Raw genomic sequence first — 22,896 nt, 5'->3', positions numbered from 1 at the left:
GCGCCCTTGCAGCGCATGACAACATGGATAGGAAGGACATCACCATGCGTATCGCTGTTTGTGCACCGTCCACCCCGATCACCCGCGAGGATGCCGCGCGCGTCCAGGCGTTGGCCGCGTCTGAGTTCCCCGGCGTCGAGCTCCTCGTCCACGAGCAGTGCTTCGCCCAGGAGGGCCATTTTGCCGGCAGTGATGCGCAGCGCACCGCGGCACTTGTCGCATGCGCCAACGATCCTGCCATCGATGCCGTCTGGTTCGCGCGCGGTGGCTATGGCGCGTGCCGCGTGGCCGAGGACGCGCTCGCGGCGATGGACCATGCGGCGCAAGGCAAGGTGTTCCTGGGCTATTCGGACGCGGGGTATCTTCTGGGCGGGCTCTACCGCGCGCGCATCGGGCGCCCCGTTCACGGCCCGATGCTTGCCGACATCCGCCGCGAGGGGGGGGGGGAGGCGATCCGCCGTGCGCTCAGCTGGCTGACAGGGGCAGGGCAGGGGGAGGAAGAGCCGAGCCTAGCGCGCGAAAAACACCCCGTCGTGGCCTTTAACCTGATGACGCTGGCTATGCTGGCAGGCACGCCGCTGATGCCGGGTCTTGCGGGCCATGTGGTCATGGTCGAGGAGGTTTCGGAATACCTTTACGCAGTCGACCGCCTGTTCTTCCACCTCACCGCGCACCTGGGCGGCATCGCGGGCCTGCGCCTTGGTCGGGTGAGCGCGGTGCCCGAGAACGAGCGGCCTTTCGGCGCAAGCGCGCAGGAGATCGCGCGCCACTGGTGCCAGCGCCACGCCATCGCTTATCTGGGCGAGGTCGACATTGGCCACGATGCGGCCAACAAGATCGTGCCCTTCGGGCGGGCAAGCGCCCGGTGAAGGGCGCTGCCGATGGCTTGCCCTTGGGCGCGGAGCGCACTAAGCGCTGCGAGTTTCCCCGGCACTTACCATGGACAGACACGGCCGGGATGAAAGGATTTTGCTGATGCGTGCGTTCGTTTTTCCGGGTCAGGGCAGCCAGAAGGTGGGCATGGGCGTCGAGTTGGCGCAGGCCAGCGTAGCCGCGCGCGAGGTATTCGAGGAAGTCAACGACGCGCTTGGCCAGGACCTCTTCAAGATCATGTCCGAAGGCCCTGAGGACCAGTTGACACTGACCGCCAACGCCCAGCCCGCGATCATGGCCCACGCCATCGCCGTGCTGCGCGTGCTGGAAAAGGACGGCGGCATCAGCCTTGCCGACAAGGCCGATTTCGTCGCCGGGCACTCGCTGGGTGAATACACCGCGCTGTGCGCCGCAGGTGCCTTCAGCCTCGCGGACACGGCCCGTCTCCTCAAGCTTCGCGGCGAATCGATGCAAGCCGCCGTGCCGGTCGGCGTGGGCGCCATGGCCGCCCTGCTGGGCGCGGACATCGCCAAGGCGACCGCGCTCGCCGAAGCGGCCGCGACCGGCCCTGACGGCGAAATCGAGGTCTGCACCGTTGCCAACGACAACGACCCCGGCCAGGTTGTCCTCTCCGGCCATAAGGGCGCGATCGAGCGCGCGGTCGCAATGGTCAAGGACCATGGGATCAAGCGCGGCGTGCTGCTGCCCGTCTCGGCGCCGTTCCACTGCCCGCTGATGCAGCCCGCTGCCGATGCGATGGCCCAGGCGCTCGAGGAAACGCGCCCGGGCGCGGTCAGCGTGCCGCTCTTCGCCAATGTCACGGCCGCCATCGTCACCGACCCGCCCTTGATCCAGTCCCTCCTCGTCGAGCAGGTCTGTGGCCGCGTGCGCTGGCGCGAGAGCGCGATTGCGATGGCCGAGGCAGGCGTGACCGATTTCGTCGAACTGGGCGGCAAGGTCGTGGGCCCCATGATCAAGCGCTCGGCAGGGGATGTGAACGTACTGACCGCTTCGAGCATGGCCGAGATCGAGGAACTGGCCAAGTCTCTCTGAGGCGCTATAGCTGGTCGGCGCAAGGCAACCCTCATACCTGAAGGAGTGTGCACCCATGTGGGATGAACGCTATGCCGAAGCCGACTTTGCCTATGGCTCCGAGCCCAACGACTTCCTGGTCGAGCGTGGTGCAGACCTGACGCCGGGGCGCTGCTTGTGCCTCGCCGAAGGGCAAGGCCGCAATGCGGTCTGGCTGGCGCAGCACGGCTTCGATGTCACCGCCATAGACCAGTCGCCGGTTGGGCTTGATCGCGCCCGCGACCTTGCCGCCGAGCGGGGTGTGGAGATCGCGACGCGCGCCGTGGACCTGGCGGACTACGACATGGGCACGGGTGTGTGGGACAGCGTGGTTGCGATCTTCGCGCACCTACCCCCGCGCCTGCGCCGCGATGTCCACGCCCGCGTGGTCAGGGCGCTGAAGCCGGGCGGGACGGTCCTGCTCGAAGCCTATACGCCCGACAAGTACACCCAGCCCGGTAAAGGCGGCCCGCCGCCTTCGCAGAAGGACTGGACGATGACCCGCGAGGGCCTGCTGGCCGAATTCGCCGGGCTTCAACCCATCTGCGCCGAGGAAGTCGTGCGCGAGATCACGGAAGGCGAATACCATCGCGGGCAAAGCGCCGTCGTGCGCTTCCTCGCGAGGAAGCCTTGAGAACCAATGAGGAAAGACATGTTTGACCTTCACGGAATGACCGCCCTTGTAACCGGCGCCAGCGGTGGCATTGGTTCGGCGATTGCCCGCAAGCTGGCCGCGCAGGGCGCGCGCCTTGCGATCTCGGGTTCCAACGCGGACAAGCTGCGCGCTTTCCGCGACGAGCTGGACGAACACACCCCGCAGGCCCCGCAGGAAGTCGACCATGTCGCCATCCCCTGCAACCTTTCGGACGCCGAGCAGGTCGAGAGGCTGGTCCCCGCCGCGCTCGAGGCGCTCGGCAAGATCGACATCCTCGTCAACAACGCGGGGATTACCCGCGATAACCTCGCCATGCGCATGAAGGACGAGGAGTGGGACCAGGTCATCAAGATCAACCTGGAATCGACCTTCCGCCTGATGCGCGGCGTGACCAAGCCGATGATGAAGGCGCGCTTCGGGCGCATCATCAACGTAACCTCGGTCGTGGGCACGACCGGCAATCCGGGGCAGATGAACTACTGCGCGGCCAAGGGCGGTATCACGGCCATGTCGAAGAGCCTCGCGCAGGAACTCGCCAGCCGCAACGTCACCGTCAACTGCATCGCGCCGGGCTTCATCCGCACCGCGATGACCGACGTGCTACCCGATGCCCAGAAGGACGCGCTCAACGCGAAGATCCCGATGGGCCGCATGGGTGAGGGCGACGACATCGCCGCAGCCACGGTGTTCTTGGCGTCGAAAGAAGCGGGCTACGTCACCGGGCAGACCATGCATGTCAACGGCGGCATGGTGATGATCTGATGCGATACCGGGTGCGCTGCCCGCAGCGGGGCCTGCCCTGCCGGTAGGGAGCTGCACCCGGTATTCCGACCGCGACGGGCGGGAAGGAAGGCGAGAGCATCGTCTTCAAGCCTTGCAACTGGGCGATGCCATCGGATCGTAAACCGGGCTAGTCGGTCTCGACGCCCTCGTCGTTGTAGATCTTCGCATCGAGCTTGAGGGCGAGGCTGCGCGCGAGCGAGAGGCGGTGCAGTTCTTCGCGTACGCCTGGTTCGGGCGCGGGGAAGCTGATGTAGCCTTCGGGCGAGTACCAGAAGACGCGCAGCCAGTCCTCGCAGTCCGGACGCCAGATCTCGACGTCGCCGCCACGGTTGGGCATCGAGACGATCTCGTGCGTGCGCGGGTTGATCTGCTGCGCGTCGCCATCGGCGAGGCGCAGGTCCTCGATTGTGGCGACAGCCTTTTTCCAGTCCTCCAGGTCGATCATGGCAAGGGCGCCGTCGTGGTCCTTGCGCTGGATATGAAGGGTACTCGACACGTCGCTTCGACTCCCGTGGTTTCGCCGGTATCTCAGGGGCTTTGAAGCGAACATGGCGCTTCCTTGCTGCAGTGCAAGGTCAATCTTGCCAGCGCCCTCATGTGAAAAAAGCATGAAACTCCCCCGAATTATCCCCAGATTCACCTTCTGTGGACCAGTTCCCGCTTGCCGCGAGGCTTGCGTGCGTTAGAGATATTTGTCCTGTTTTTGGGGATTATGAACATTCCCGGGCCGACCAAAGGGGACCTGAGGCTGCTATGAAGGCCACCATCGAACGTTCCACGCTGCTGCGTTGCCTGAGCCACGTGCAGTCCGTTGTCGAACGCCGCAACACCATTCCCATCCTCTCGAACGTCCTGATCGAGGCATCGGGCACTTCGTCTCTGCGCATCATGGCGACCGACCTCGACCTCCAGGTCGTCGAGACGCTCAACGCCAACCACGTCGAGCAGCCCGGCGCGATCACGGTGTCCGCACACCTGCTGTTCGACATCGCCCGCAAGCTGCCCGACGGCAGTGAGGTGAGCCTGGCGGCCGCGGACAACCGTCTCGTCGTCAAGGCCGACCGCAGCCGCTTCCAGCTGCCCACGCTTCCTCGCGATGATTTTCCCATGATCGCGGAAGGCGAGCTGCCGACCAGCTTTGAGATTCCGGCCGCGACGCTGGCGCAGATGATCGACCGTACGCGGTTCGCGATCTCGACCGAGGAAACGCGCTATTACCTGAACGGTATCTTCTTCCACGTCACCGAGGACGAGTTGAAGGCTGCGGCAACCGACGGCCACCGTCTCGCCCGCTTTACTATCGCGCGCCCCGACGGGGCCGATGGCATGCCCGACGTGATCGTGCCGCGCAAATGTGTTGCCGAACTGCGCAAGCTGCTGGAGGAATCGCTTGATTCCAACGTGCTGATCGATCTTTCGGCAAGCAAGGTGCGCTTCACGCTTGGTGGTGAGATCGGCGTCGTGCTCACCAGCAAGCTGATCGACGGTACATTCCCCGATTACACCCGCGTCATCCCGACCGGGAACGACAAGCTGCTGACGCTCGATCCGCGCGCCTTCTTCGAAGGTGTGGACCGCGTCGCGACGATCGCCACGGAAAAGACCCGCGCGGTCAAGATGGCACTCGACACCGACCGGATCACGCTTTCGGTGACCTCGCCCGACAACGGCACGGCGGCCGAGGAAGTGCCCGCCGGCTATGGCGCGGACAACTTCGAGATCGGCTTCAACGCCAACTACCTCAAAGACATCCTGGGGCAGATCGACGGCGACTCGGTCGAACTGCACCTTGCCGATGCCGGGGCGCCAACGCTCATCCGCCAGAACGACAAGAGCCCCGCGCTCTACGTACTGATGCCGATGCGCGTCTGATCGCGCCACCATCGTGAAGCCATGGCATTCGGGGCCGGGAGTGCATTGCCCTCCCGGCCCTTTTGCATGGGGGAGGGCGGAGGCTCCCGTGCGTTAACGCTTTGGTCCGGCGAATCTTGGGGAATTTTCGTGCGAATGTGGCCTGTGAAGTGCGCGCAGATGGTTCACATTTAACCGTTTCGCAATTGCTTTGCGGCAAGACCATCGCATGAGCAGAAAGGGACCCGGTCGCCGGAGCGCTGCGCGTCGCGCGCAAGCCGCGCAATCGGACGCGCGGCGGCAAACGATTGAAGGCGCTGGGAAAGGTTCGGGCGACACTGCTGCCCGGAGCGATTCCGGTACATGCCGACGTACGCCTGGAATCCCGGGGAAGGTGGCCGTTGCGCGCGGCAAGCCGGGCGATTTCGCGGTGGCCGCCGAAGGCGTGGCCGCGACCAGCGACCCGCTCCTCTATCTTCTTCCGGCCAATTGGATCCTGATCGTCATCTGCATGGGCTCGATCCTGATGACGATGGGGCTCCTTTCGCACAGCTTCCCGGCACCGCTCTCTGCCGGTCTTCTGGTGATCAGCTTTGCGATCTGCCTTGCAGGTACGCGCCTGTTCCGGCTGGAGCAGAACATCGGGCGCACCGGCTGGAAGCGCTATCTTCTGCTGATCTTCGCAATCGGGGTGCCCATGGCGCTGTTCGGCCATGTCGGCGCGCGCTGGACCGAGCGGGTGCCGGAACTGGGCTGGGAGACGACCGCGAGTTGCTTCGTCATCCTTATCCTCATGGCCAATGTCCTGCTCGAAGGGCGGCTGGCCTCAATCATCGTCGCCACCGTTGCGTTGTGGGGCGGGGCCTGGACCATTTCAGGCTCGGTGCCCTCGTTCATGCTTCTGCTGGGTGGAAGCGCGATCGGGCTCTACCTCTCAGTGAAGCGCAGTGAGCAGGTGCGCGCCGAGATCGAGGCCCGGTCCGAGCGCGAGCGCGAGCAGCGCCGCGCCGAGGAACTGCTCAACGAATACGAGGAGACCGGGCAGGGCTGGTTCTGGGAGACCGACCGACGCGGCCAGCTCACCTATGTTTCGGCGCATATCTGCGCGCTCCTGAAGACGACGCCCGAGGACCTGGTTGGGCGTCCGCTTTCGGCGCTGTTCCTGCTCCAGGGTCATGAGAACGAGAACGAGCGCACGCTTGTCTTCCATCTCTCGACGCGCTCCTCGTTCAAGGATCTGTCGGTCCGTGCGGCGACGGCTGGTGCGCCCGGCGATGAGCGCTGGTGGTCGATCTCGGGGCGCCCCGTGCTCGACCCGTTCGACAATTTCATGGGCTTTCGTGGCTCGGGCACCGACCTTACCGAAACCCGCCGCTCGCAGCAGCATGTCACCCAGCTGGCGCGTTTCGATTCGCTGACCAAGCTGGCCAACCGCTTCCAGATGTCGGAGTGGCTCGAGAAGATCCTCGCTGCGCCCCGGCTCGACAGCCGGGCTTGCACGGTGTTTCTGCTCGACCTCGACCGCTTCAAGCAGGTCAACGACACCATGGGCCACCCGGCGGGCGATGCGCTGTTGCGCCAGGTTGCCGATCGGTTACGCGCGACCGTGGGCAAGCATGGCCGCGTGGGCCGCCTGGGCGGTGACGAATTCGAGGTGATTCTGCCCGGTCACCACGTCACCGAGGGCCTTGCCAATCTGGCGCGCCGGATCATCGAGAACCTCTCGCAGCCCTATTCGATCGACGGTGCACGCGTGGTCATCGGCGCCTCCGTGGGGATCGCCTCGTGCCCGCAGAACGGCACAACGTCGGAGGAGATCATCCGCAACGCCGACCTTGCACTCTACGCGGCCAAGGGTGGCGGGCGTGGGCGCCACCACTTCTACGATGACGATCTCCACTCCGACGCCAAGGAGCGTCAGCAGATGGAGGAGGACCTGCGCGATGCCATCACCCACGGCACGCTGGAGCTGCACTACCAGCCCCAGGTTCGCACGACCAGTGAGACGATCACCGGCTTCGAGGCGTTGCTGCGCTGGAAGCACCCGGTTCACGGCTACATCTCTCCGGCCAAGTTCGTGCCGATCGCCGAGGATACCGGACTCGTGGCGCCGATCGGCGAATGGGCGCTGCGCACTGCCTGCCGCGACCTCGCCCGCTGGCCCGAGAGCGTGCGCGTGGCGGTCAACGTATCGCCGCTGCAGTTTGCCAACCCGGCGCTTCCGGCCATCGTGACGAGTGCGATTGCCGAAGCGGGCATCGCGCCGGGACGTCTTGAACTGGAGATCACCGAGAGCGTGTTCCTGGGTGAGGACAAGTCGACCGAGACGATGTTCAGCGCCTTGAAAGGCGTGGGCGTGCGCCTTGCGCTCGACGATTTCGGAACCGGCTATTCCTCGCTCGGCTATCTGAAGAAGGCGCCCTTCGACAAGATCAAGATCGACCAGAGCTTCGTGCGCGGCGCGACCATCAAGGGCAGCCGCAACGGTGCAATCATCTCCTCCATCGTCAATCTGGCCGAGGCGCTGGGCATGGAGACGACCGCGGAAGGGGTGGAGACCCTCGACGAGCTGGACCTTGTGCGCATGCTGGGCTGCAGCCACGTGCAGGGCTACATTTATGAAAAGCCCCTGACCGTTATCGACGCCAATGCCCGCCTTGCCCGCGGACTCGAGGCGGTCGCGCAGGGGCCCCGTTCCAGCCGCGCCCCGCGCCAGACTATGCTGCGCAAGGTCATGCTCGAGCATGGTGGTCACGCCTACAACGGCACCATCCGCAACATCTCGCAGACAGGGGCCCTGATCGAGGGGCTGTGGAACGTGCCTGTGGGCACGACGTTCGCCGTGCACCTGGCCCGGGACTACGTGCTCGACGCCCATGCACGCTGGAGCCGGGAGGACCGCATGGGCGTGGAATTCGCGGTCCCGCTCGAGCTTGATGCCAATGGCGCGGTGCTGTTTACGCCCCCGAAGGGCGGATCGGATGAAAATCCTTCACGCTCGCTGCGCAAGGCAGGCTGACAGCGCATCAAACCGCTGCTAACGGCGATTCCATGACAGACCTTTCCCTGATCCGAAATTTCTCGATCATTGCCCACATCGACCATGGCAAGTCGACGCTGGCCGACCGCCTGATCCAGTACACCGGTGGCCTCACCGAGCGTGAGATGTCCGCGCAGGTCCTGGACAACATGGACATCGAGAAGGAACGCGGGATCACGATCAAGGCGCAGACCGTGCGTCTGAACTACACCGCCAAGGACGGCAAGACCTATGAGCTTAACCTCATGGACACGCCGGGCCACGTTGACTTCGCCTACGAGGTCAGCCGCAGCCTCGCGGCCTGTGAGGGCGCGCTGCTGGTCGTGGACGCGGCGCAGGGTGTGGAAGCCCAGACGCTCGCCAACGTCTACCAGTCGATCGAACACGACCACGAGATCGTGCCCGTCATCAACAAGATCGATCTTCCCGCCGCCGAGCCCGACAAGGTCAAGGCCGAGATCGAGGACATCATCGGCATCGATGCCTCCGAAGCGGTGCTCGCCAGCGCCAAGTCGGGGATTGGCATCGAAGAGACGCTGGAAGCCATCGTTACCAAGATTCCGGCGCCCTCGGGTGAGCGCGATGCGCCCTTGAAGGCGATGCTGGTCGATTCCTGGTACGATCCGTACCTGGGCGTCGTCATCCTCGTGCGCGTGATGGATGGAGTCATCAAGAAGGGCCTCAGCGTCAAGTTCATGCAGGGCGGGACCGAGCACCTGATCGACCGCGTGGGCTGCATGACGCCCAAGCGCGTCGACCTGGCCGAACTGGGCCCGGGCGAGATCGGCTTCATCACGGCGCAGATCAAGGAAGTCGAACAGGCCAAGGTCGGTGACACCATCACCACCGTGAAGAACGGATCGACCACGCCGCTACCGGGCTACAAGGAAGTCCAGCCGGTCGTCTTCTGCGGCCTGTTCCCGGTTGATGCGGCCGACTTCGAGAAGCTGCGCGATTCGATCGGCAAACTGCGCCTCAACGACGCCTCGTTTTCCTACGAGATGGAAACCAGCGCGGCGCTCGGCTTCGGCTTCCGTTGCGGCTTCCTGGGCCTCTTGCACCTTGAGATCATCCAGGAACGCCTGTCGCGCGAATACGATCTCGACCTTATCACCACCGCGCCCTCGGTGGTTTACCGCATCCAGCTCTCGCACTCGAAGAACGAGGATGCCAAGACCATCGAGCTGCACAACCCGGCTGACTATCCCGATCCCAACCGGATCGAGACGATCGAGGAGCCGTGGATCAAGGCGACGATCTACACCCCCGACGAGTACCTAGGCGCGATTCTCAAGCTGTGCCAGGATCGCCGTGGTATCCAGACCGACCTGACCTACGTTGGCGGGCGCGCGCAGGTGTCCTACGAGCTGCCGCTCAACGAAGTCGTTTTCGACTTCTACGACCGCCTGAAATCGATCAGCCGCGGTTATGCCAGCTTCGATTACGAGCAAATCGGCCTTCGCGAGGGCGATCTTGTCAAGATGAACATTCTTGTCAACGCCGAACCCGTCGATGCGCTCTCGCTCATCGTCCACCGCTCGGTCGCCGAGGAGCGCGGGCGCGGTATGTGCGAACGCCTGAAGGAGCTCATTCCCCGCCACCTCTTCAAGATCCCGGTCCAGGCCGCGATCGGCGGCAAGGTGATCGCGCGCGAGACCATCGCCGCGATGCGCAAGGATGTCACCGCCAAGTGCTATGGCGGTGACATCAGCCGCAAGAAGAAGCTGCTGGAGAAGCAGAAGAAGGGCAAGGCCCGCATGCGCGAGTACGGCAACGTCTCGATCCCGCAGGAAGCCTTCATCGCTGCGCTGCGCATGGGCGAGGAATAACTCCGCCTTCTTCTGGCTTCCAGACCCGCAGGGTCTTGCCGCCCAAGGCTTGAAGAGGGCCCGTTCCTATCTGGGGACGGGCCCTTTTTCGCGGCCGCGACACTGGAGGCGGGAGTGCGGGTACTTCTGTTTTGTGAGCCGCTCGAAAACGCCCGGAGCAGCCGGCGCAGATGGCGCTTGCTAGCGCGATCTTGCGGCTCGTCGTGCCAAAGGCTTCATTTCATTGCTCGAAAATGCACTTTTGGTTCTCGACAAGTGACCAACAAATGTTCCATGTTGCTGTGCATCGAGATCGTGGTTCTAGCTATATCTCCCTCGATGTTTCGGGAATTCAATCCGAAATTTCAGCGAGTATCGAGAGTTAGTTCTGCGAAACACACGTTCCGTTTAGGAACGTAGCGCTTGTGTGTGGAAGCTGTGTCGGCCCGTCCCGAGAGGGCAAGTCGATGCGGCACTTTCACAGGCCTTGGCAGGCGGAATTTTAAGGGTGGAATACAAAGTGTCGGTGTGTGAGAATGCTTTGCAGCTGGATGATGCGTTCGCGAACGTTACCGAAAAGCAGCACGAGGTTCTTCGGCTTGTAGGCGACAATTTCACAAGCAAGCAGATCGCCCACGAACTGGGGATTTCGATCAGTGCGGTAAACCAGCGGATCGAAACCGTCCGCGCCCGTGCAGGATCGGTTTCTCGCCTGGAACTGGCGCGCGCTTACCGGGAATACCGTCAAGCGCAGGACGAAGAGCAACTTCAGGACCCGGAAGAGGCCGAGGAAGGCAGTTCGACGGCGGTCACTATGCCCGAGCAAGACCATGCGCTGCCGGGCGCAGAGGCGGACGAGCTTGCAGGCGAGCCGCATGGCGCGTGCCTGGACGACGCCGCCTGCCGCGATTGCGAGCATTGGCCAGGCGGCGACCTCGGCTCCGGGCAAGATGCAGGGCGATTTCAGATAATCAGGGTGCAGCCGCCATCGGTGGAAGCCGAACGTGTGCCTGTCGGCCTTGGCGGGCCTCGTCCCGCCAGCGGGGCCGCGGGTGCGCTGGCAGGAGGAGAGCAGACACCGGGACCTGTCCCGGACTTGCTTGACGGGCGCAATGGGCGTCTCGGGCGCACGGCGGCCATCGTCGTGATGGCGTTCGGCCTGCTGCTCGTTTCGGTAATGGGCCTGGGTGTGCTGCATTTGCTGGCCGAGCTGTTCTGAGCCGCAGGCATGTTCGAGACACTCATGGACCTGCGGGTCCAGTTGCAGACGGCAATGATTTTTATTCTGTTCCTGGCCACGCTGCGCTGGGGGGCGGTTCCGGAGAAGCTGGTGGCCGCCCTGCTCTCCGCCACGATCGTGTTCCACGTCGGCTACCATTCGCTCGTGGGTGGAGAGATCGTCCTGGCCGGGGTGGACCTGGGCCATGTCGTCATCGATCTGGCGCTTCTCGTTGGGCTGGGCGCCGTGGCGCTCCACGCGAATCGGGTCTATCCGCTCTGGCTCACCGCGGCCCAGTTGATTTCGGTTTTCTCCTACGCCTACCGGTATCTCTATGGGGAGGAGGATCTGGGCCGAGGGCCCTATGACGTCATGGCGACACTGCCCTTCTATCTGTGCGTGCTTTTTGCCTGGGTGGGATTCGTGCGCCATGTCCTGCGCCAGCGGCACCACGGCGATTACCCCGCCTGGAGTAGGGCCGCTGCTCGTCGGCACAGCGGCGATCCGGTCCGCAACTGACCGCAGAAGGCGGCCATCCCGTCGCCGGGATGCGTAGGGTGCACGTAAATTTTCCAAATAGTCTTCGAAAAAGCAAAAAGAAATGCCATCTGCGGGATGGAACATTCAGGGGCGTTCGATTTATTCCCCAAGAGTGAAAGCCTTCACGTTGTCTGGAGAGACTGTTTTGACCGAAATCGTGTCCATGCCCACCACGCCTTTTGATGGTCAGAAGCCGGGAACCTCCGGGCTGCGCAAAAAGGTGAAGGTCTTCCAGCAGCCGGGCTATGCGGAGAATTTCATCCAATCCGTCTTCGATGTGGTCGACAAGGGCGAGGCGGCAACGCTGGTCCTGGGCGGCGACGGGCGTTTCCATAACCGCACCGTGATCCAGCAGGCGATCCGCATGGCCGCGGCCAACGGTTACGCGCGCGTGCTGGTGGGGCAGGGCGGTATCCTCTCGACCCCGGCGGCGAGCCACATCATCCGCAAGTACAAGGCGAGCGGCGGCCTTGTCCTTTCGGCTAGTCACAACCCCGGCGGGCCGGACGAGGATTTCGGCATCAAGTACAACATTTCCAACGGCGGCCCCGCACCCGAAGGCGTGACCGGAGCGATACATGCCCGCACGCAGGAGATCGACCGCTGGCTGACGATCGAGGCCGCAGATGTCGATCTCGACACCGTGGGCATCGTCGAGGTGGGCGACATGAACGTCCAGATCATTGACCCGGTCGCCGATTACGCCGATCTCATGGAAGAGCTCTTCGACTTCGCCGCGATCCGCAAAGTCGTTGCCTCCGGCTTCACCATGCGCTTCGACGCGATGAGCGCGGTGACCGGCCCTTACGCGAAGGAGATCCTGGAAGGGCGCCTGGGCTTTGCCGAGGGTACGGTCGTCAATGGCACGCCGCTGGAAGACTTCGGTGGCCATCATCCCGATCCCAACCTGATCCACGCCAAGGAACTTTACGACTTGATGATGAGCGAGGGCGCGCCCGATCTGGGCGCGGCGTCCGATGGCGATGGCGATCGCAATCTCATCATCGGGCGCGGGCGTTTCATCACCCCGTCCGATTCGCTGGCCATGCTGGCCGCCAACATCGAGTGCGCGCCCGCCTACAAGGGCCGCCTGACCGGCATTGCTCGCTCGATGCCGACGAGCGCGGCCGCGGACCGCGTCGCCGAGGCGTTGGGCGTGCCCGCCTTCGAAACGCCGACCGGCTGGAAGTTCTTCGGCAACCTCCTCGATGCCGGGATGGCGACTATCTGCGGCGAGGAAAGCGCCGGCACCGGCTCGGACCACGTGCGCGAGAAGGATGGCCTGTGGGCGGTCCTGCTCTGGCTCAACATCCTGGCCGTGCGCGACATCTCGGTCGATGATCTGGCCAAGGCCCACTGGGCCCGCTTCGGACGCAACTACTATGCGCGCCACGACTATGAGGGGATCGAGAAGGACGGTGCCGACGCGCTCATGGCCACGCTGATGGACGAACTGGAGGCGCTGCCCGGGCAGGAATTGGGTGATCTCGTCGTCGAGGACGCCGACAGCTTTTCCTACACCGATCCGGTCGACGGCTCGGTCAGCGCCAATCAGGGCATCCGCATCCTCTTCGTGGGCGGCAGCCGCGTGGTCTTCCGCCTATCCGGAACCGGGACGGCAGGAGCCACCTTGCGCGTCTATCTTGAGAACTACGTGCCCCCCTCGGGCGATCTCGATGCCGAGACCGGCGAGATGCTGAAGGCCCAGGTCGCGGCAGCCGAGGTGGTCGCGGGGATCTCCCGCTTCACCGGACGCACGGCTCCCGACGTCATTACCTGATCGGGAGGCCGGGGCAGGACGCCTGCTCCGGTCCTAGTTGCCCGCAGGACACGCTATCTCGCGGTTTGCGGGCAACTAGGGAATCTTTCTTTCCCAAGGCGTGCAAATCATCAGGGCAGGCCCCCTGCACACCGGGGCGTGTTCGATCCCGGTCATCTACCGCTTTCAGGGATCGCCGCACCTTCCATGTCTACTTTCGTGATCCGCGCCGGCGGTGCCCGCGCGCCGCGCGCGGCCCTTGCCGTCAGCGCCGCCGCTCTCGTCCTTTTCGCCAGCCCTGCGCAGGCGACCGACGGTTACTTCCTCAATGGTTCGGGGGCGAAGGCAAAGGGCGCGGGCGGGGTCGGCATCGCGATGCCGCAGGACGCTCTTGCCATCGCCGCCAACCCGGCCGCCGCCACCTCGCTCGGCCACCGACTCGACATCTGCGTCGAACTCTTCGTGCCTGATCGCGGGGCAGAGATCACGGGTAATGGTGCCGGGCTCGACGGGCGCTATTCGGGCAACGGCAGCAATCCCTTCGTGCTCCCCGAGATCGGATATGTCCGCCCGCTTGCGGACCGTGTGGCGCTTGGCCTCGCGATCAACGGCAACGGGGGCATGAATACCCATTACAAGGCCAACCCCTTTGCCAGCTTCGGGGCGGAAGGGGCCGCAGGCGTCAATCTCCAGCAGATTCAGGTTTCGCCGACGCTGGCGGTTGAGGCCGTACCTGGCCATTCGCTCGGTGTGTCGCCGGTGATCGTGTTGCAGGGCTTCGAGATGACCGGCGCACAGCCTTTCGCGGGCTATTCGCAGGCTCCTTCGAACTTCACCAACCGGGGGACCGACTGGTCGGCGGGCGTCGGCGTGCGGCTGGGCTATCTTGGCCAGCTCACGCCGTTCCTCAAGGTCGGCGCGTTCTACCAGTCCAAGGTCAAGACCGGCGATCTTGATCGCTACGCGGGGCTCTTTGCCGATGGCGGGAGCTTCGAGGTGCCCGAGGCCTGGGGGCTGGGCGCCGCGCTCACGCCTGTTCCGGCGGGCGGATTACAAGCGCATCAACTATGGCGGTGTCGCCGCGGTCGGCAATCCTATCGACGCACTCTTTCAGGGGCGCCCTTTCGGGTCCGAAGGAGGCCCCGGTTTCGGCTGGCGCGATGTCGAGGTGTGGAAGCTGGGCGCCGTCTACAGCGCATCCGACAGGCTGACCCTGCGCGCAGGGTATGGCCGCTCGGACAACCCGGTGCCGCGCGCGCAAACGCTCCTCAACATCTTTGCGCCGGGTGTTGTGCGCAGCCACTACACGCTGGGTGCGACGTTCGCCCTCTCGGGCAGCGCGGAGATCACCGGCTACGCCATGCGCGCCCCGCGCCAGACGGTGCACGGCGAGGGATCGATCCCCGCGCCCTTCGGTGGCGGCGAGGCGGACGTGTCGCTGGCGGAGACCTCGGTAGGGTTTTCGCTGGGTCTGAAGCTCTGAGGTGGACCATCGCCCCTTGCCTCCGCGACCGGCGACTTTGCCATTCTCAGCCAAGGCGGTGTGAGAGCCCCGAGGTCGCCAGTTTTGAGAGCCTGAGGGCGATGGCCCGAATCATCTTTTCTGATTTTTCTAACCGGAGGGCGGATCGGCCGGCGCCTTGCGCGCGGTGTCCAGCGCCGAGATCCTTCCGGTGATCTGCGCATCCTGCAACCATTCCCCCAGTGGCCGCGCCAGCCGGCGGCGCCAGTTAGGGTGCTCGGTGACGGTGCCGGGCAGGTTGGGTTGCTCGCTCTCGCCCAGAATATCCTCGAGCGGGGCGATGGCGAGCCCGGCCGGGCTCTTGCCGATGTGCATGAGGGCGGCCTTCAGGACCGGGGCGGGATCGCCGGGCTCTGGGCGCGGCGTGGCGTCATGGGTGAGGCTGGCCCACAGGAGCCCCCGGTCCCACGCGCGCTTGCGTTCGGCGTCCTCGCGCGTGGTGCCTTCGGGCAGGCGGCCCAGGTCCTGCGCCCAGTCGAGATCGCGCCCGCGCCACCAGCCTGCGATGGTCGCTGTGTCGTGCGTACCGGTCATTGCCACGCTGTCGGCCGGGTAGTCGCCCGCGCCAATGAAGCCCTCGTCGGCGGCGCGCTCGAACCAGAGCACACGCATGTCGAGGAGGCGGCGTTCCTCCAGCGCGCCGAGGAAGCCGAAGGGGGCGGTTCCCAGGTTTTCGGCGATGAGAAGCGCGCCTGCCCGGTGCGCTTCCAGGACGGCAAGGCGCAGCATGTCCTCGAAAGGATAGGAAAGGTAGGCACCTTCCTCCGGGCCTTCGCCGTCCGGAATTACCCAGAGCCGGGCCATGCCGAAGGCGTGGTCGATGCGCAGCGCGCCAGTGCGCGAGAGTGCCGCGCGTAGCATCGCGATCCAAGGCGCATAGCCGGTGCGCTGCAGGCCCTGCGGCGAGAATCCCGTGAGCGTCCAGTTCTGGCCGAGTGGGCCGAGCGGATCGGGCGGCGCGCCGATGGTGAGCCCCTCTAGCATCGCGCCCTGCAGCGCCCAGGCGTCCGCGCCTGCGGTGTGGACGCCCACGGCCAGATCTCCGACGAGCCCGATCGCCATGCCCGCGGCCTTCGCGCGCGCCTGCACCGCGTCGAGCCCCTTGGCTGTCAGCCACTGTGTGAAGGCATGGAAGGCGACGTCCTCGGCATGGGCCTTGGCAAAGTGCGCGGCGCCCTTGCCATCAGGATCGCGGTGCTTGGCGGGCCAGTCCTGCCAGCGTGCGCGCCCGTGGCCGCGGTGGTGGACGTCGAGCGCGTCGAACAGGGCCTGGCGCTGCAAGCTTTCATCCCCTGCAGTCTCGGCGGCAATGCGCGCACGCGTGGCGGGATCGAGCCCGTCGAACAGTGCGCGCAGCGCGGCGTGCTGACGGGGCAGCGCCTCTTCCCAGTTGATGAATGCAGGTTCGTTGGAACCGCGAATATCCAGCGTGGGGAGGCCGGCCAGTTCGGGCGCGGCGAGTGCAGTGTTGAGGTGGAGGCGGCTTGAAGGGGAATAGGGGCTGTACCCCTCGCCAACCCCTGCAAAGAGGGCGTGGATAGGGTTGATGGCCAGCGCGTCGGCCCCGCGTGCGGCAAAGAGGTCCACGGTCTCGGCCAGTTCGGCGAGCGTGCCGTAGGGCTGGCCGCTGCACGCCGAACGCAGGGCGGGGATCTGTACGGCCGGGCCCCAGAGACGCTCGCCTTGGCGTGCTTTGGGCAGGACGTCGGCCAATGTCGGGCTGCGGGTCGGCGCGACGGCCAGCGTCAGTTGGTGGCCGTAGAGGCTGACCTGGTGGTAGCCGGGGGTGTTGATGGCTGGCAGGATCCCGGCCTCCAGCGTCACGTCCTGCACCTCGCCGTTTTCGGCGGTCACGCGCGCGCGGGTGAGGCTGGCAGGAAGCGGGGTTGGCCGACCGACCTCGGTGACGAGCATCGCGGGCAGACTGCGCGCTGCGATGGCAAGGCGTGCGTGGCTGCGGGTGAGCGCCTGAGGTGTGGCGGAAGGGTAGCCCAAAGCCGTGACGATGCGGGCGAGCGCGGTGTCCGATACGGTCTGGTCGCGTCCCTCGACATCGCGCCAGTGCCGCGAAAGGCCGAGCGCCTTGGCAAGCGCATGGAGCGAAGTGGCCGGATCGCCCGGATCAAGAGCACGGGCGCACGGATCGGGGGAAGGCTCCAAGGCGGTCTCCTGGCACAGGCGCAAGATGGCGCCCTGCCAAGCGTACTTGCAATCAGGGGGGCTCGGCAATCGTCTTGATCGGCGCAGGCGGCCATGCGGGGCGCGTGGTTACCCACCTGCTATCGGCACGATATCCTCACGCTACGAACAGAATATCCACAACCATGTCCACATGACGAGCTTGGAGTTCGGCCGGGATAGGTCGCCCGCTTCCTGGATTTGCGAGGAGGTGGAGGGCCGCGGAGCGCAGCGCACGAGATGCGCAGGGCATGACATTCTCGCGCATTGGCCCGAGGGCGCGGTGCGCGGGATCGTACCCTGGAAAGGTATAAGACAGGTTTTCCAAGGGGCTATTTCCCCTTGCCCCGAGATAGGGCGACGCCGTCTTTTCACCCACGGTGGCGCGTGTAAGGTAAGCCAGACGGTACGGGAAGCCCGAAGGCGATGGCCCGCGGATATCCTTTTGCCTGCTTAGATTTCGCGCAGGCGCGGCATCAATTCCACGAAATTGCAAGGCCGGTTGCGCGCGTCGAGCTGTTCAGCGAGGATGCCGTCCCAGCCGTCCTTGACCGCGCCGTTCGAGCCGGGAAGCGCAAAGATGTAGGTGCCGCGGCTGAGCACGGCCATGGCTCGGCTCTGCACGGTCGAGGTGCCAATGGTCTGGTAGCTGATCCAGCGGAACAGCTCGCCAAAGCCGGGGATGTCCTTTTCCTTCACTCTGTCGAGCGCCTCGGGGGTCACGTCGCGCCCGGTAAGGCCGGTGCCTCCCGTCGAGACGATGGCGTCGATGCCTTGGTCGTCGATCCAGTCGTTGAGGCGGCTGACGAGGCGCTGGGCATCGTCGCGCTCGATCGCGCGCGCGACCAGCTTGTGCCCTGCTCCCCTGATCCGCTCGGCGAGGATGTCGCCCGAGGTGTCATCCTCGGGGCCGCGCGTGTCGGAAACGGTCAGAAGCGCGATGTTGATGGGCTTGAACGTGCGGTTGGTGTCGATGGCCAAGGCGGTACGGGTCCTGGTGTTTCAGCGAGTGTCAGCGGCGGCTGTCGGCAAAGCGCACGGCGCCTGTGTGCAGTGACTGGGGTGTGGCGAGCTGGCCGTTGGCCGACATGCGCACGCCCTTGGAGCCTGACAGGCCGGGGAAGGTGGGCCACATGCCCTGGGCCAGCGCCATCCGGCTCTCGGATTCGCCGCCCGCCTGGCGCTCGTACATCCAGTAGTTGCGCATGACGATATTCACGTAGCCGCGCGTTTCCCAGTAGGGCAGCGACTCCATCCACAGCAGCGGATCGCCGCCGTCGCGCACTTCGGTGTTCCAGCGGCGGACCGGCACGGGCCCTGCGTTGTAGGCGGCCATGACCTTGGGCAGCAGCCCCTGCGTGCCGCTGTCGTTTTGAAGCATGAGCAGGTGGTTCTGGCCGAAGGCAAGGTTGATGTCGGGCTTGTTGAGGTCGCTCGCCGAACCCGAGACGCCGAGCGAGGCGGCGTGATCGCGCGCGGCGGCGGGCATGATTTGCATCAGGCCGCGCGCGCCTGCCGGACTGACGATGCTGGTGTGGAAGATCGATTCCTGCAACGCGTGGGCGTAGACCAGCGCCGGGTCGACGCGCCAGCCGTTGGCAGGCGCCCACTTGGGCGTGGGGAAGCGTGAAGCCGGGTCCGGACGGCCGCCGCGCGGTGCGTTGTAGGCCATCCACAGCTGGGTCTGAGGGAGGCCGAGATCGCGCGCGAGACGCGAAAGCGGGGCATACTGCGACGCCTCCCCAATGCGCGCCTGGTGGCGCAGCACTTCGTCGGCAAGGCCATCCTCGCCGATCTCGGCGAGCGAGACGGCTGTGCGCACGTTGGGAATACCGCGCAGCTTCTGCCAGTCGGATTGTGAGAAGTCGGCCTGCGCGTGCTGGGCGGGAAGCTGCATGCCCAGCTGCTCGACCGCGAGCATGCCGTAGAGTGTTTCGTGGCGCGCGGCGGCCATGCGTAACACGTCGGCGGCCAGTTCGGGGCGGCGCGCGCGGGTCAGAGCGCGCGCGTTCCAGTAGTAGCCCGCGCTCTTGAGCTCATCGTTCTCCGCCGACTTTGCGCAATTGGCGAAGGCCTCTGCCGCGCCGTCGAAGTCGCCGATGCGCCAGGCCGCGAGCCCGGCGGTCCACCACGCCTCGCCGACCCAGGGGCCCACGCCTTGCGTCGCGAACTGGGCCATTTCGTAGGCTGGCGCGTCCTGGTTGGAGATGTAGTAGCTCCACGCGACCTTCTGGCGCCATTCCGCGCGGGCCGAGCCCGAGAGACTGGCGTCGACCCCGTCGAGCAGCATGCGTGCGCCTGCCGGATCGTCGGCCTTGATGTGGTCGACGATGGCGGAGGAGATCGCCTCGGGCATGGTGCCGTCGTTGATCGAGGAGGGGCGAACGCGCTTGGGCAGAGTAGGCAGGCGCGCAAAGCTCTGTTCGCTTGGGAGTGCGGGTGTGGAGGAGACGCCGCGACGCTGGGCGAGGCGGGTAATCTGGTCGGCGCCGGGAAGCTGCGTGCCCTCGGCCAGCCAGGCGGCAAGGTCAGGCCCTTCGATCTTCGGCGAACCGGCGGCGAGGTAGTACTCGGCCCGGGCCTCCTGATGCATCGGGCCATCCGGGCGCTGGGCCAGCATGCGCTGCACCTTGGTCCAGTCCTTGGCCTCGACCGCAGCGAAGTACTCGCGGTAGTAGTCCCGGTCGTCGTGGCTGAGCAACGAGGGCACGACGCTGGTGGTCCCCCGGCTGCGGAAATAGTCGACTGCGGCGCTGTTCGCATGGGCGGTGCTTACGCTGCACAGAAGCGCGGCAAGCCCTGCAGCGCCCAGCGCAGCCTTGTCGAGCGTCCTGATCATCGTGCCTGCGATTGCATCACGCGCACTGGCGGTCTTGCGGACCTGTGTCTGGCTGCGTGCTGTTCCCCAAACTCGTTTCACGTTGCGTACCCCGAAAAAATGCCGTTTCGCATATGTGCCGCCGGGTCCTTGCGAGGCCTCGTGCGGCGTGTTTCGCCTTGCCCTGTCCCATCGCCTGCCAGTACCCTTTGTGTCGCGCGGAGGGCCTGTCAGGTGGCGGTCCAGTCGAGCATCGCCTTCCACAGGACCGGTTTGGTTCGCGGCCGGTTCAGCAGCGAGTCCAGGCCCCAGGAAGCGAGCAAGGGTATCGATGTTCCTTGATGGTTAAATTTTCGCGAAACGGCAGCCCGTTGCGGTGATTCGTGGCCCAAAAGCGCTGGAACGTTCCCTCCCAGCACGAAAAGCCGTTTCGGGCCGACAAGGCCGATATGGTGCGTCAGCACATCGCCCAAGCCCAGCGCACGCGCCTCGGCCCAATCCGGGGCGGGCATCGCGCGGGGCAGGGCGCTGGCGAGGTAGGCGTCCTCGCGGGAAATTCCGACACTGGCGAGGATCGCATCGAGTAGCTGGCCATGGGGGCCTGTGAGCAGTCCTTCGCGGTCCTCGCGTTCGGGCGCCTCGACGATCACCATAACCTCGGCGCCCGCCTTGCCGACCGGCGCGATGCGCGTTTCGAGCGAGCCGGGGGCCAGCAATGGCTCGGCCTTCCACCAGGGGGCGAAGCCTTCCAGAGTTGCAGGCAGGGTCGCGATGTCGATGCGCTTGGCGTTCTCCGGCGCAATTGCGGCCTTCGCCTCGTTCTCGGCGCGCGCGATGCTCCACTCGCTTGGCGGGGGGAGTTCCTCTTCGGGCGGCGCCAGCCAGTCCTGCGGATCGTCGACATAATCGCAATCGACGCCCGCCAGTCTCCACCAGTCGAGCGCGCCCGTGATATCTGACAGAAAGTGCTGGTTTGACCCGTGATCCATTGCGGGGGGTATTGACCTGTCGGCACCGAGCAATCAAGGCAAAGGGAATAAAGCGCGCAACAAAATCGGTGTATTGGATCAGGGGACCCCATGATTGAACGCGAAGAGATGCCTTATGACGTCGTTATTGTCGGCGGCGGGCCTGCGGGCCTGTCGACCGCGATTCGACTGAAGCAGGTCGATCCCGATATTCAAGTCTGCGTGCTGGAAAAGGGCTCCGAGGTTGGTGCCCACATCCTTTCGGGGGCTACCTTCGACCCCAAGGCGCTTGACGAACTGCTGCCCGAATGGCGCGAGATGGACTGCCCGATGGCAGAGACCCCGGTGACTGACAACTGGCACTGGCACCTGACGCGCGGAAAGAAGTTCTCGATCCCCCACGCGATCCAACCCAAGTTCATGTCGAACCACGGCAATTACACAGGCTCCTTGGGCAACCTGTGCCGCTGGCTGGCCGAGCAGGCCGAGGCGCTGGAAGTGGAGATCTTCCCCGGCTTCCCCGCCGCCGAGATCCTCTACGACGAGGCGGGCGCGGTCATCGGTGTGCAGACCGGCGACATGGGTGTGGGCCGTGATGGGGAACCCAAGGCCGATTTCCAGCCGGGCATGAACCTGCTCGGCAAGTACACCGTCTTCTGCGAGGGCGCGCGCGGGCACCTGACCAAGCGCCTCAAGGCCAAGTACGACCTGGAAGCCAACTGCGAGCCGCAGATCTATGGTCTGGGCATGAAGGAATTGTGGGACATCGACCCCGACAAGCACGTGCCGGGCCGCGTGATCCACACGCAGGGCTGGCCCTTGTCGGAGAACGATGCCTGGGGCGGTGGCTTCCTGTACCATCAGGCGAACGGGCAGGTCTCCTTGGGCTTTGTCGCCGCACTCGACTACAAGAACCCCTACATTTATCCTTTCGAGGAGTTCCAGCGCTGGAAACAGCACCCCGAGATCAAGGCGATCCTGGAAGGCGGCAAGCGAGTGGCGTATGGCGCGCGCGCCATCAACGAGGGGGGCTGGCAGTCAGTGCCGCAGCTGGCCTTCCCGGGCGGCGTGCTCGCGGGGTGCTCGGCAGGCTTCGTCAACGTGCCGCGCATCAAGGGCAGCCACACCGCCATGAAGTCCGGCATGCTCGCCGCCGAAAGCATCGCCGCGGCGGTGAAGGCCGAGCGCGCGCACGACACGCTGCAGGACTATGATGATGCCGTGCGCTCCAGCTGGATTGCCGATGAGCTGAAGCTCGTCCAGAACGCCGAGCCGCTCGTTGCCAAGTGGGGCGGTGAGATGGGCACGGTGCTTGCCGGTGCGGACATGTGGCTGCGCACGCTCTTCGGCTTTGGCATCACCAAGCCGATGAAGCACCACACCGACGCCTCGTGCTTGCAGCGTGCGGACCTTTACAAGCCGATCGACTATCCCAAGCCCGATGGTGTCATAAGCTTCGACCGCCTCACCAGCGTCTCCTACTCGTTCACCAACCACGAGGAAGAGCAGCCTTGCCACCTTCTGCTCAAGGATCCGGCGATCCCGACCAAGGTCAATTTGCCGGTCTACGCAGGGCCCGAGGCGCGCTATTGCCCGGCAGGGGTCTACGAGTTCGTGGCGGATGAAAGCGCGGAGGGCGATGCCCTCAAGCTCCAGATCAACGCGCAGAACTGCGTCCACTGCAAGACCTGCGACATCAAGGACCCGACCCAGAACATCGAATGGGTCACGCCCGAAGGCGGCGGTGGACCGAACTATCCCAATATGTGATCGGGCTTATCGCCGGATGACGGACGATTGTGGAGCGTCGG

Annotated in this window: 17 protein-coding genes and 1 pseudogene; 13 read left to right on the top strand and 5 right to left on the bottom strand. The window is 65.2% G+C overall.

All coding sequences use genetic code 11. The features are described from left to right. The first annotated feature begins 44 nt into the window (after window positions 1-44). From FMM79_RS02485 to fabG, 4 genes are all read left to right on the top strand, one after another. The gene (locus FMM79_RS02485; RefSeq protein WP_148625826.1) at window positions 45-869 is read left to right on the top strand and encodes an LD-carboxypeptidase; all 825 of its coding nucleotides are present in this window, start codon (window positions 45-47) and stop codon (window positions 867-869) included. Between the two features lie 106 nt (window positions 870-975). Continuing rightward, a complete protein-coding gene (gene fabD / locus FMM79_RS02480) occupies window positions 976-1,926 on the top strand; it encodes an ACP S-malonyltransferase (RefSeq protein WP_148625824.1) in 951 nt (316 codons plus the stop codon). A 55-nt stretch (window positions 1,927-1,981) separates the two neighbouring features. After that, a complete protein-coding gene (locus FMM79_RS02475) occupies window positions 1,982-2,578 on the top strand; it encodes a cyclopropane-fatty-acyl-phospholipid synthase family protein (RefSeq protein ID WP_148625822.1) in 597 nt (198 codons plus the stop codon). Between the two features lie 18 nt (window positions 2,579-2,596). Beyond that, window positions 2,597-3,361 carry a 3-oxoacyl-[acyl-carrier-protein] reductase gene (fabG, locus tag FMM79_RS02470; protein WP_148625821.1) on the top strand — a complete coding sequence of 255 codons (765 nt, stop codon included), beginning with the start codon at window positions 2,597-2,599 and terminating at the stop codon, window positions 3,359-3,361. 148 nt (window positions 3,362-3,509) lie between these two features. Here fabG and FMM79_RS02465 read toward each other — a convergent pair whose 3' ends face one another. Further along, window positions 3,510-3,878 carry a hypothetical protein gene (locus tag FMM79_RS02465; RefSeq protein ID WP_148625819.1) on the bottom strand — a complete coding sequence of 123 codons (369 nt, stop codon included), beginning with the start codon at window positions 3,876-3,878 and terminating at the stop codon, window positions 3,510-3,512. A 257-nt stretch (window positions 3,879-4,135) separates the two neighbouring features. Here FMM79_RS02465 and dnaN point away from each other — a divergent pair, with 257 nt between their 5' ends. The 8 genes and pseudogenes from dnaN to FMM79_RS21710 all read left to right on the top strand — a co-directional run bounded on the left by dnaN (window position 4,136) and on the right by FMM79_RS21710 (window position 15,082). Next, on the top strand, window positions 4,136-5,254 hold the full coding sequence (gene dnaN / locus FMM79_RS02460) for a DNA polymerase III subunit beta (protein WP_148625817.1): 1,119 nt from the start codon (window positions 4,136-4,138) through the stop codon (window positions 5,252-5,254). A gap of 373 nt (window positions 5,255-5,627) precedes the next feature. Then, the gene (locus FMM79_RS02455) at window positions 5,628-8,252 is read left to right on the top strand and encodes an EAL domain-containing protein (protein ID WP_240338931.1); all 2,625 of its coding nucleotides are present in this window, start codon (window positions 5,628-5,630) and stop codon (window positions 8,250-8,252) included. 32 nt (window positions 8,253-8,284) lie between these two features. After that, a complete protein-coding gene (gene lepA, locus FMM79_RS02450; protein WP_148625813.1) occupies window positions 8,285-10,102 on the top strand; it encodes a translation elongation factor 4 in 1,818 nt (605 codons plus the stop codon). A gap of 487 nt (window positions 10,103-10,589) precedes the next feature. Next, entirely contained in the window at window positions 10,590-11,300 is a 711-nt protein-coding gene (locus FMM79_RS21550; RefSeq protein ID WP_240338930.1) for a helix-turn-helix transcriptional regulator, read from the top strand. A gap of 9 nt (window positions 11,301-11,309) precedes the next feature. Further along, window positions 11,310-11,819: a hypothetical protein gene (locus tag FMM79_RS02440; RefSeq protein ID WP_148625812.1), complete on the top strand. Its 510-nt coding sequence runs from the start codon at window positions 11,310-11,312 to the stop codon at window positions 11,817-11,819. 166 nt (window positions 11,820-11,985) lie between these two features. After that, window positions 11,986-13,620, top strand: a complete 1,635-nt coding sequence (locus FMM79_RS02435) for an alpha-D-glucose phosphate-specific phosphoglucomutase (RefSeq protein ID WP_148625810.1) — start codon at window positions 11,986-11,988, stop codon at window positions 13,618-13,620. A gap of 186 nt (window positions 13,621-13,806) precedes the next feature. Further along, a pseudogene (locus FMM79_RS21715) lies at window positions 13,807-14,499 on the top strand (OmpP1/FadL family transporter); the annotation flags it as partial. 79 nt (window positions 14,500-14,578) lie between these two features. Continuing rightward, complete coding sequence (locus FMM79_RS21710) at window positions 14,579-15,082, top strand: outer membrane protein transport protein (protein WP_240338929.1); 504 nt, start codon at window positions 14,579-14,581, stop codon at window positions 15,080-15,082. Between the two features lie 129 nt (window positions 15,083-15,211). On the opposite strand, the gene malQ is transcribed toward FMM79_RS21710, so the two are convergent. The 4 genes from malQ to FMM79_RS02410 form a co-directional block, all read right to left on the bottom strand. Continuing rightward, window positions 15,212-17,281: a 4-alpha-glucanotransferase gene (gene malQ, locus FMM79_RS02425; protein WP_148625808.1), complete on the bottom strand. Its 2,070-nt coding sequence runs from the start codon at window positions 17,279-17,281 to the stop codon at window positions 15,212-15,214. Between the two features lie 471 nt (window positions 17,282-17,752). Further along, complete coding sequence (gene moaB, locus FMM79_RS02420) at window positions 17,753-18,280, bottom strand: molybdenum cofactor biosynthesis protein B (RefSeq protein WP_148625806.1); 528 nt, start codon at window positions 18,278-18,280, stop codon at window positions 17,753-17,755. A 31-nt stretch (window positions 18,281-18,311) separates the two neighbouring features. After that, window positions 18,312-20,138 carry a lytic transglycosylase domain-containing protein gene (locus tag FMM79_RS02415; RefSeq protein WP_148626168.1) on the bottom strand — a complete coding sequence of 609 codons (1,827 nt, stop codon included), beginning with the start codon at window positions 20,136-20,138 and terminating at the stop codon, window positions 18,312-18,314. A 209-nt stretch (window positions 20,139-20,347) separates the two neighbouring features. Continuing rightward, window positions 20,348-21,106, bottom strand: a complete 759-nt coding sequence (locus FMM79_RS02410) for a uracil-DNA glycosylase family protein (RefSeq protein ID WP_148625804.1) — start codon at window positions 21,104-21,106, stop codon at window positions 20,348-20,350. Between the two features lie 90 nt (window positions 21,107-21,196). On the opposite strand from FMM79_RS02410, the gene FMM79_RS02405 reads away from it, so the two are divergent. Next, the gene (locus tag FMM79_RS02405; RefSeq protein WP_148625803.1) at window positions 21,197-22,855 is read left to right on the top strand and encodes an electron transfer flavoprotein-ubiquinone oxidoreductase; all 1,659 of its coding nucleotides are present in this window, start codon (window positions 21,197-21,199) and stop codon (window positions 22,853-22,855) included. The last annotated feature ends 41 nt before the right edge of the window (window positions 22,856-22,896 follow it).

Source organism: Novosphingobium sp. BW1, from assembly GCF_008107685.1.
Classification (GTDB): Bacteria; Pseudomonadota; Alphaproteobacteria; order Sphingomonadales; family Sphingomonadaceae; genus Novosphingobium.
Note: the sequence above shows the minus strand (reverse complement) of the source record. Positions and strands in the feature narration are given on the sequence as shown.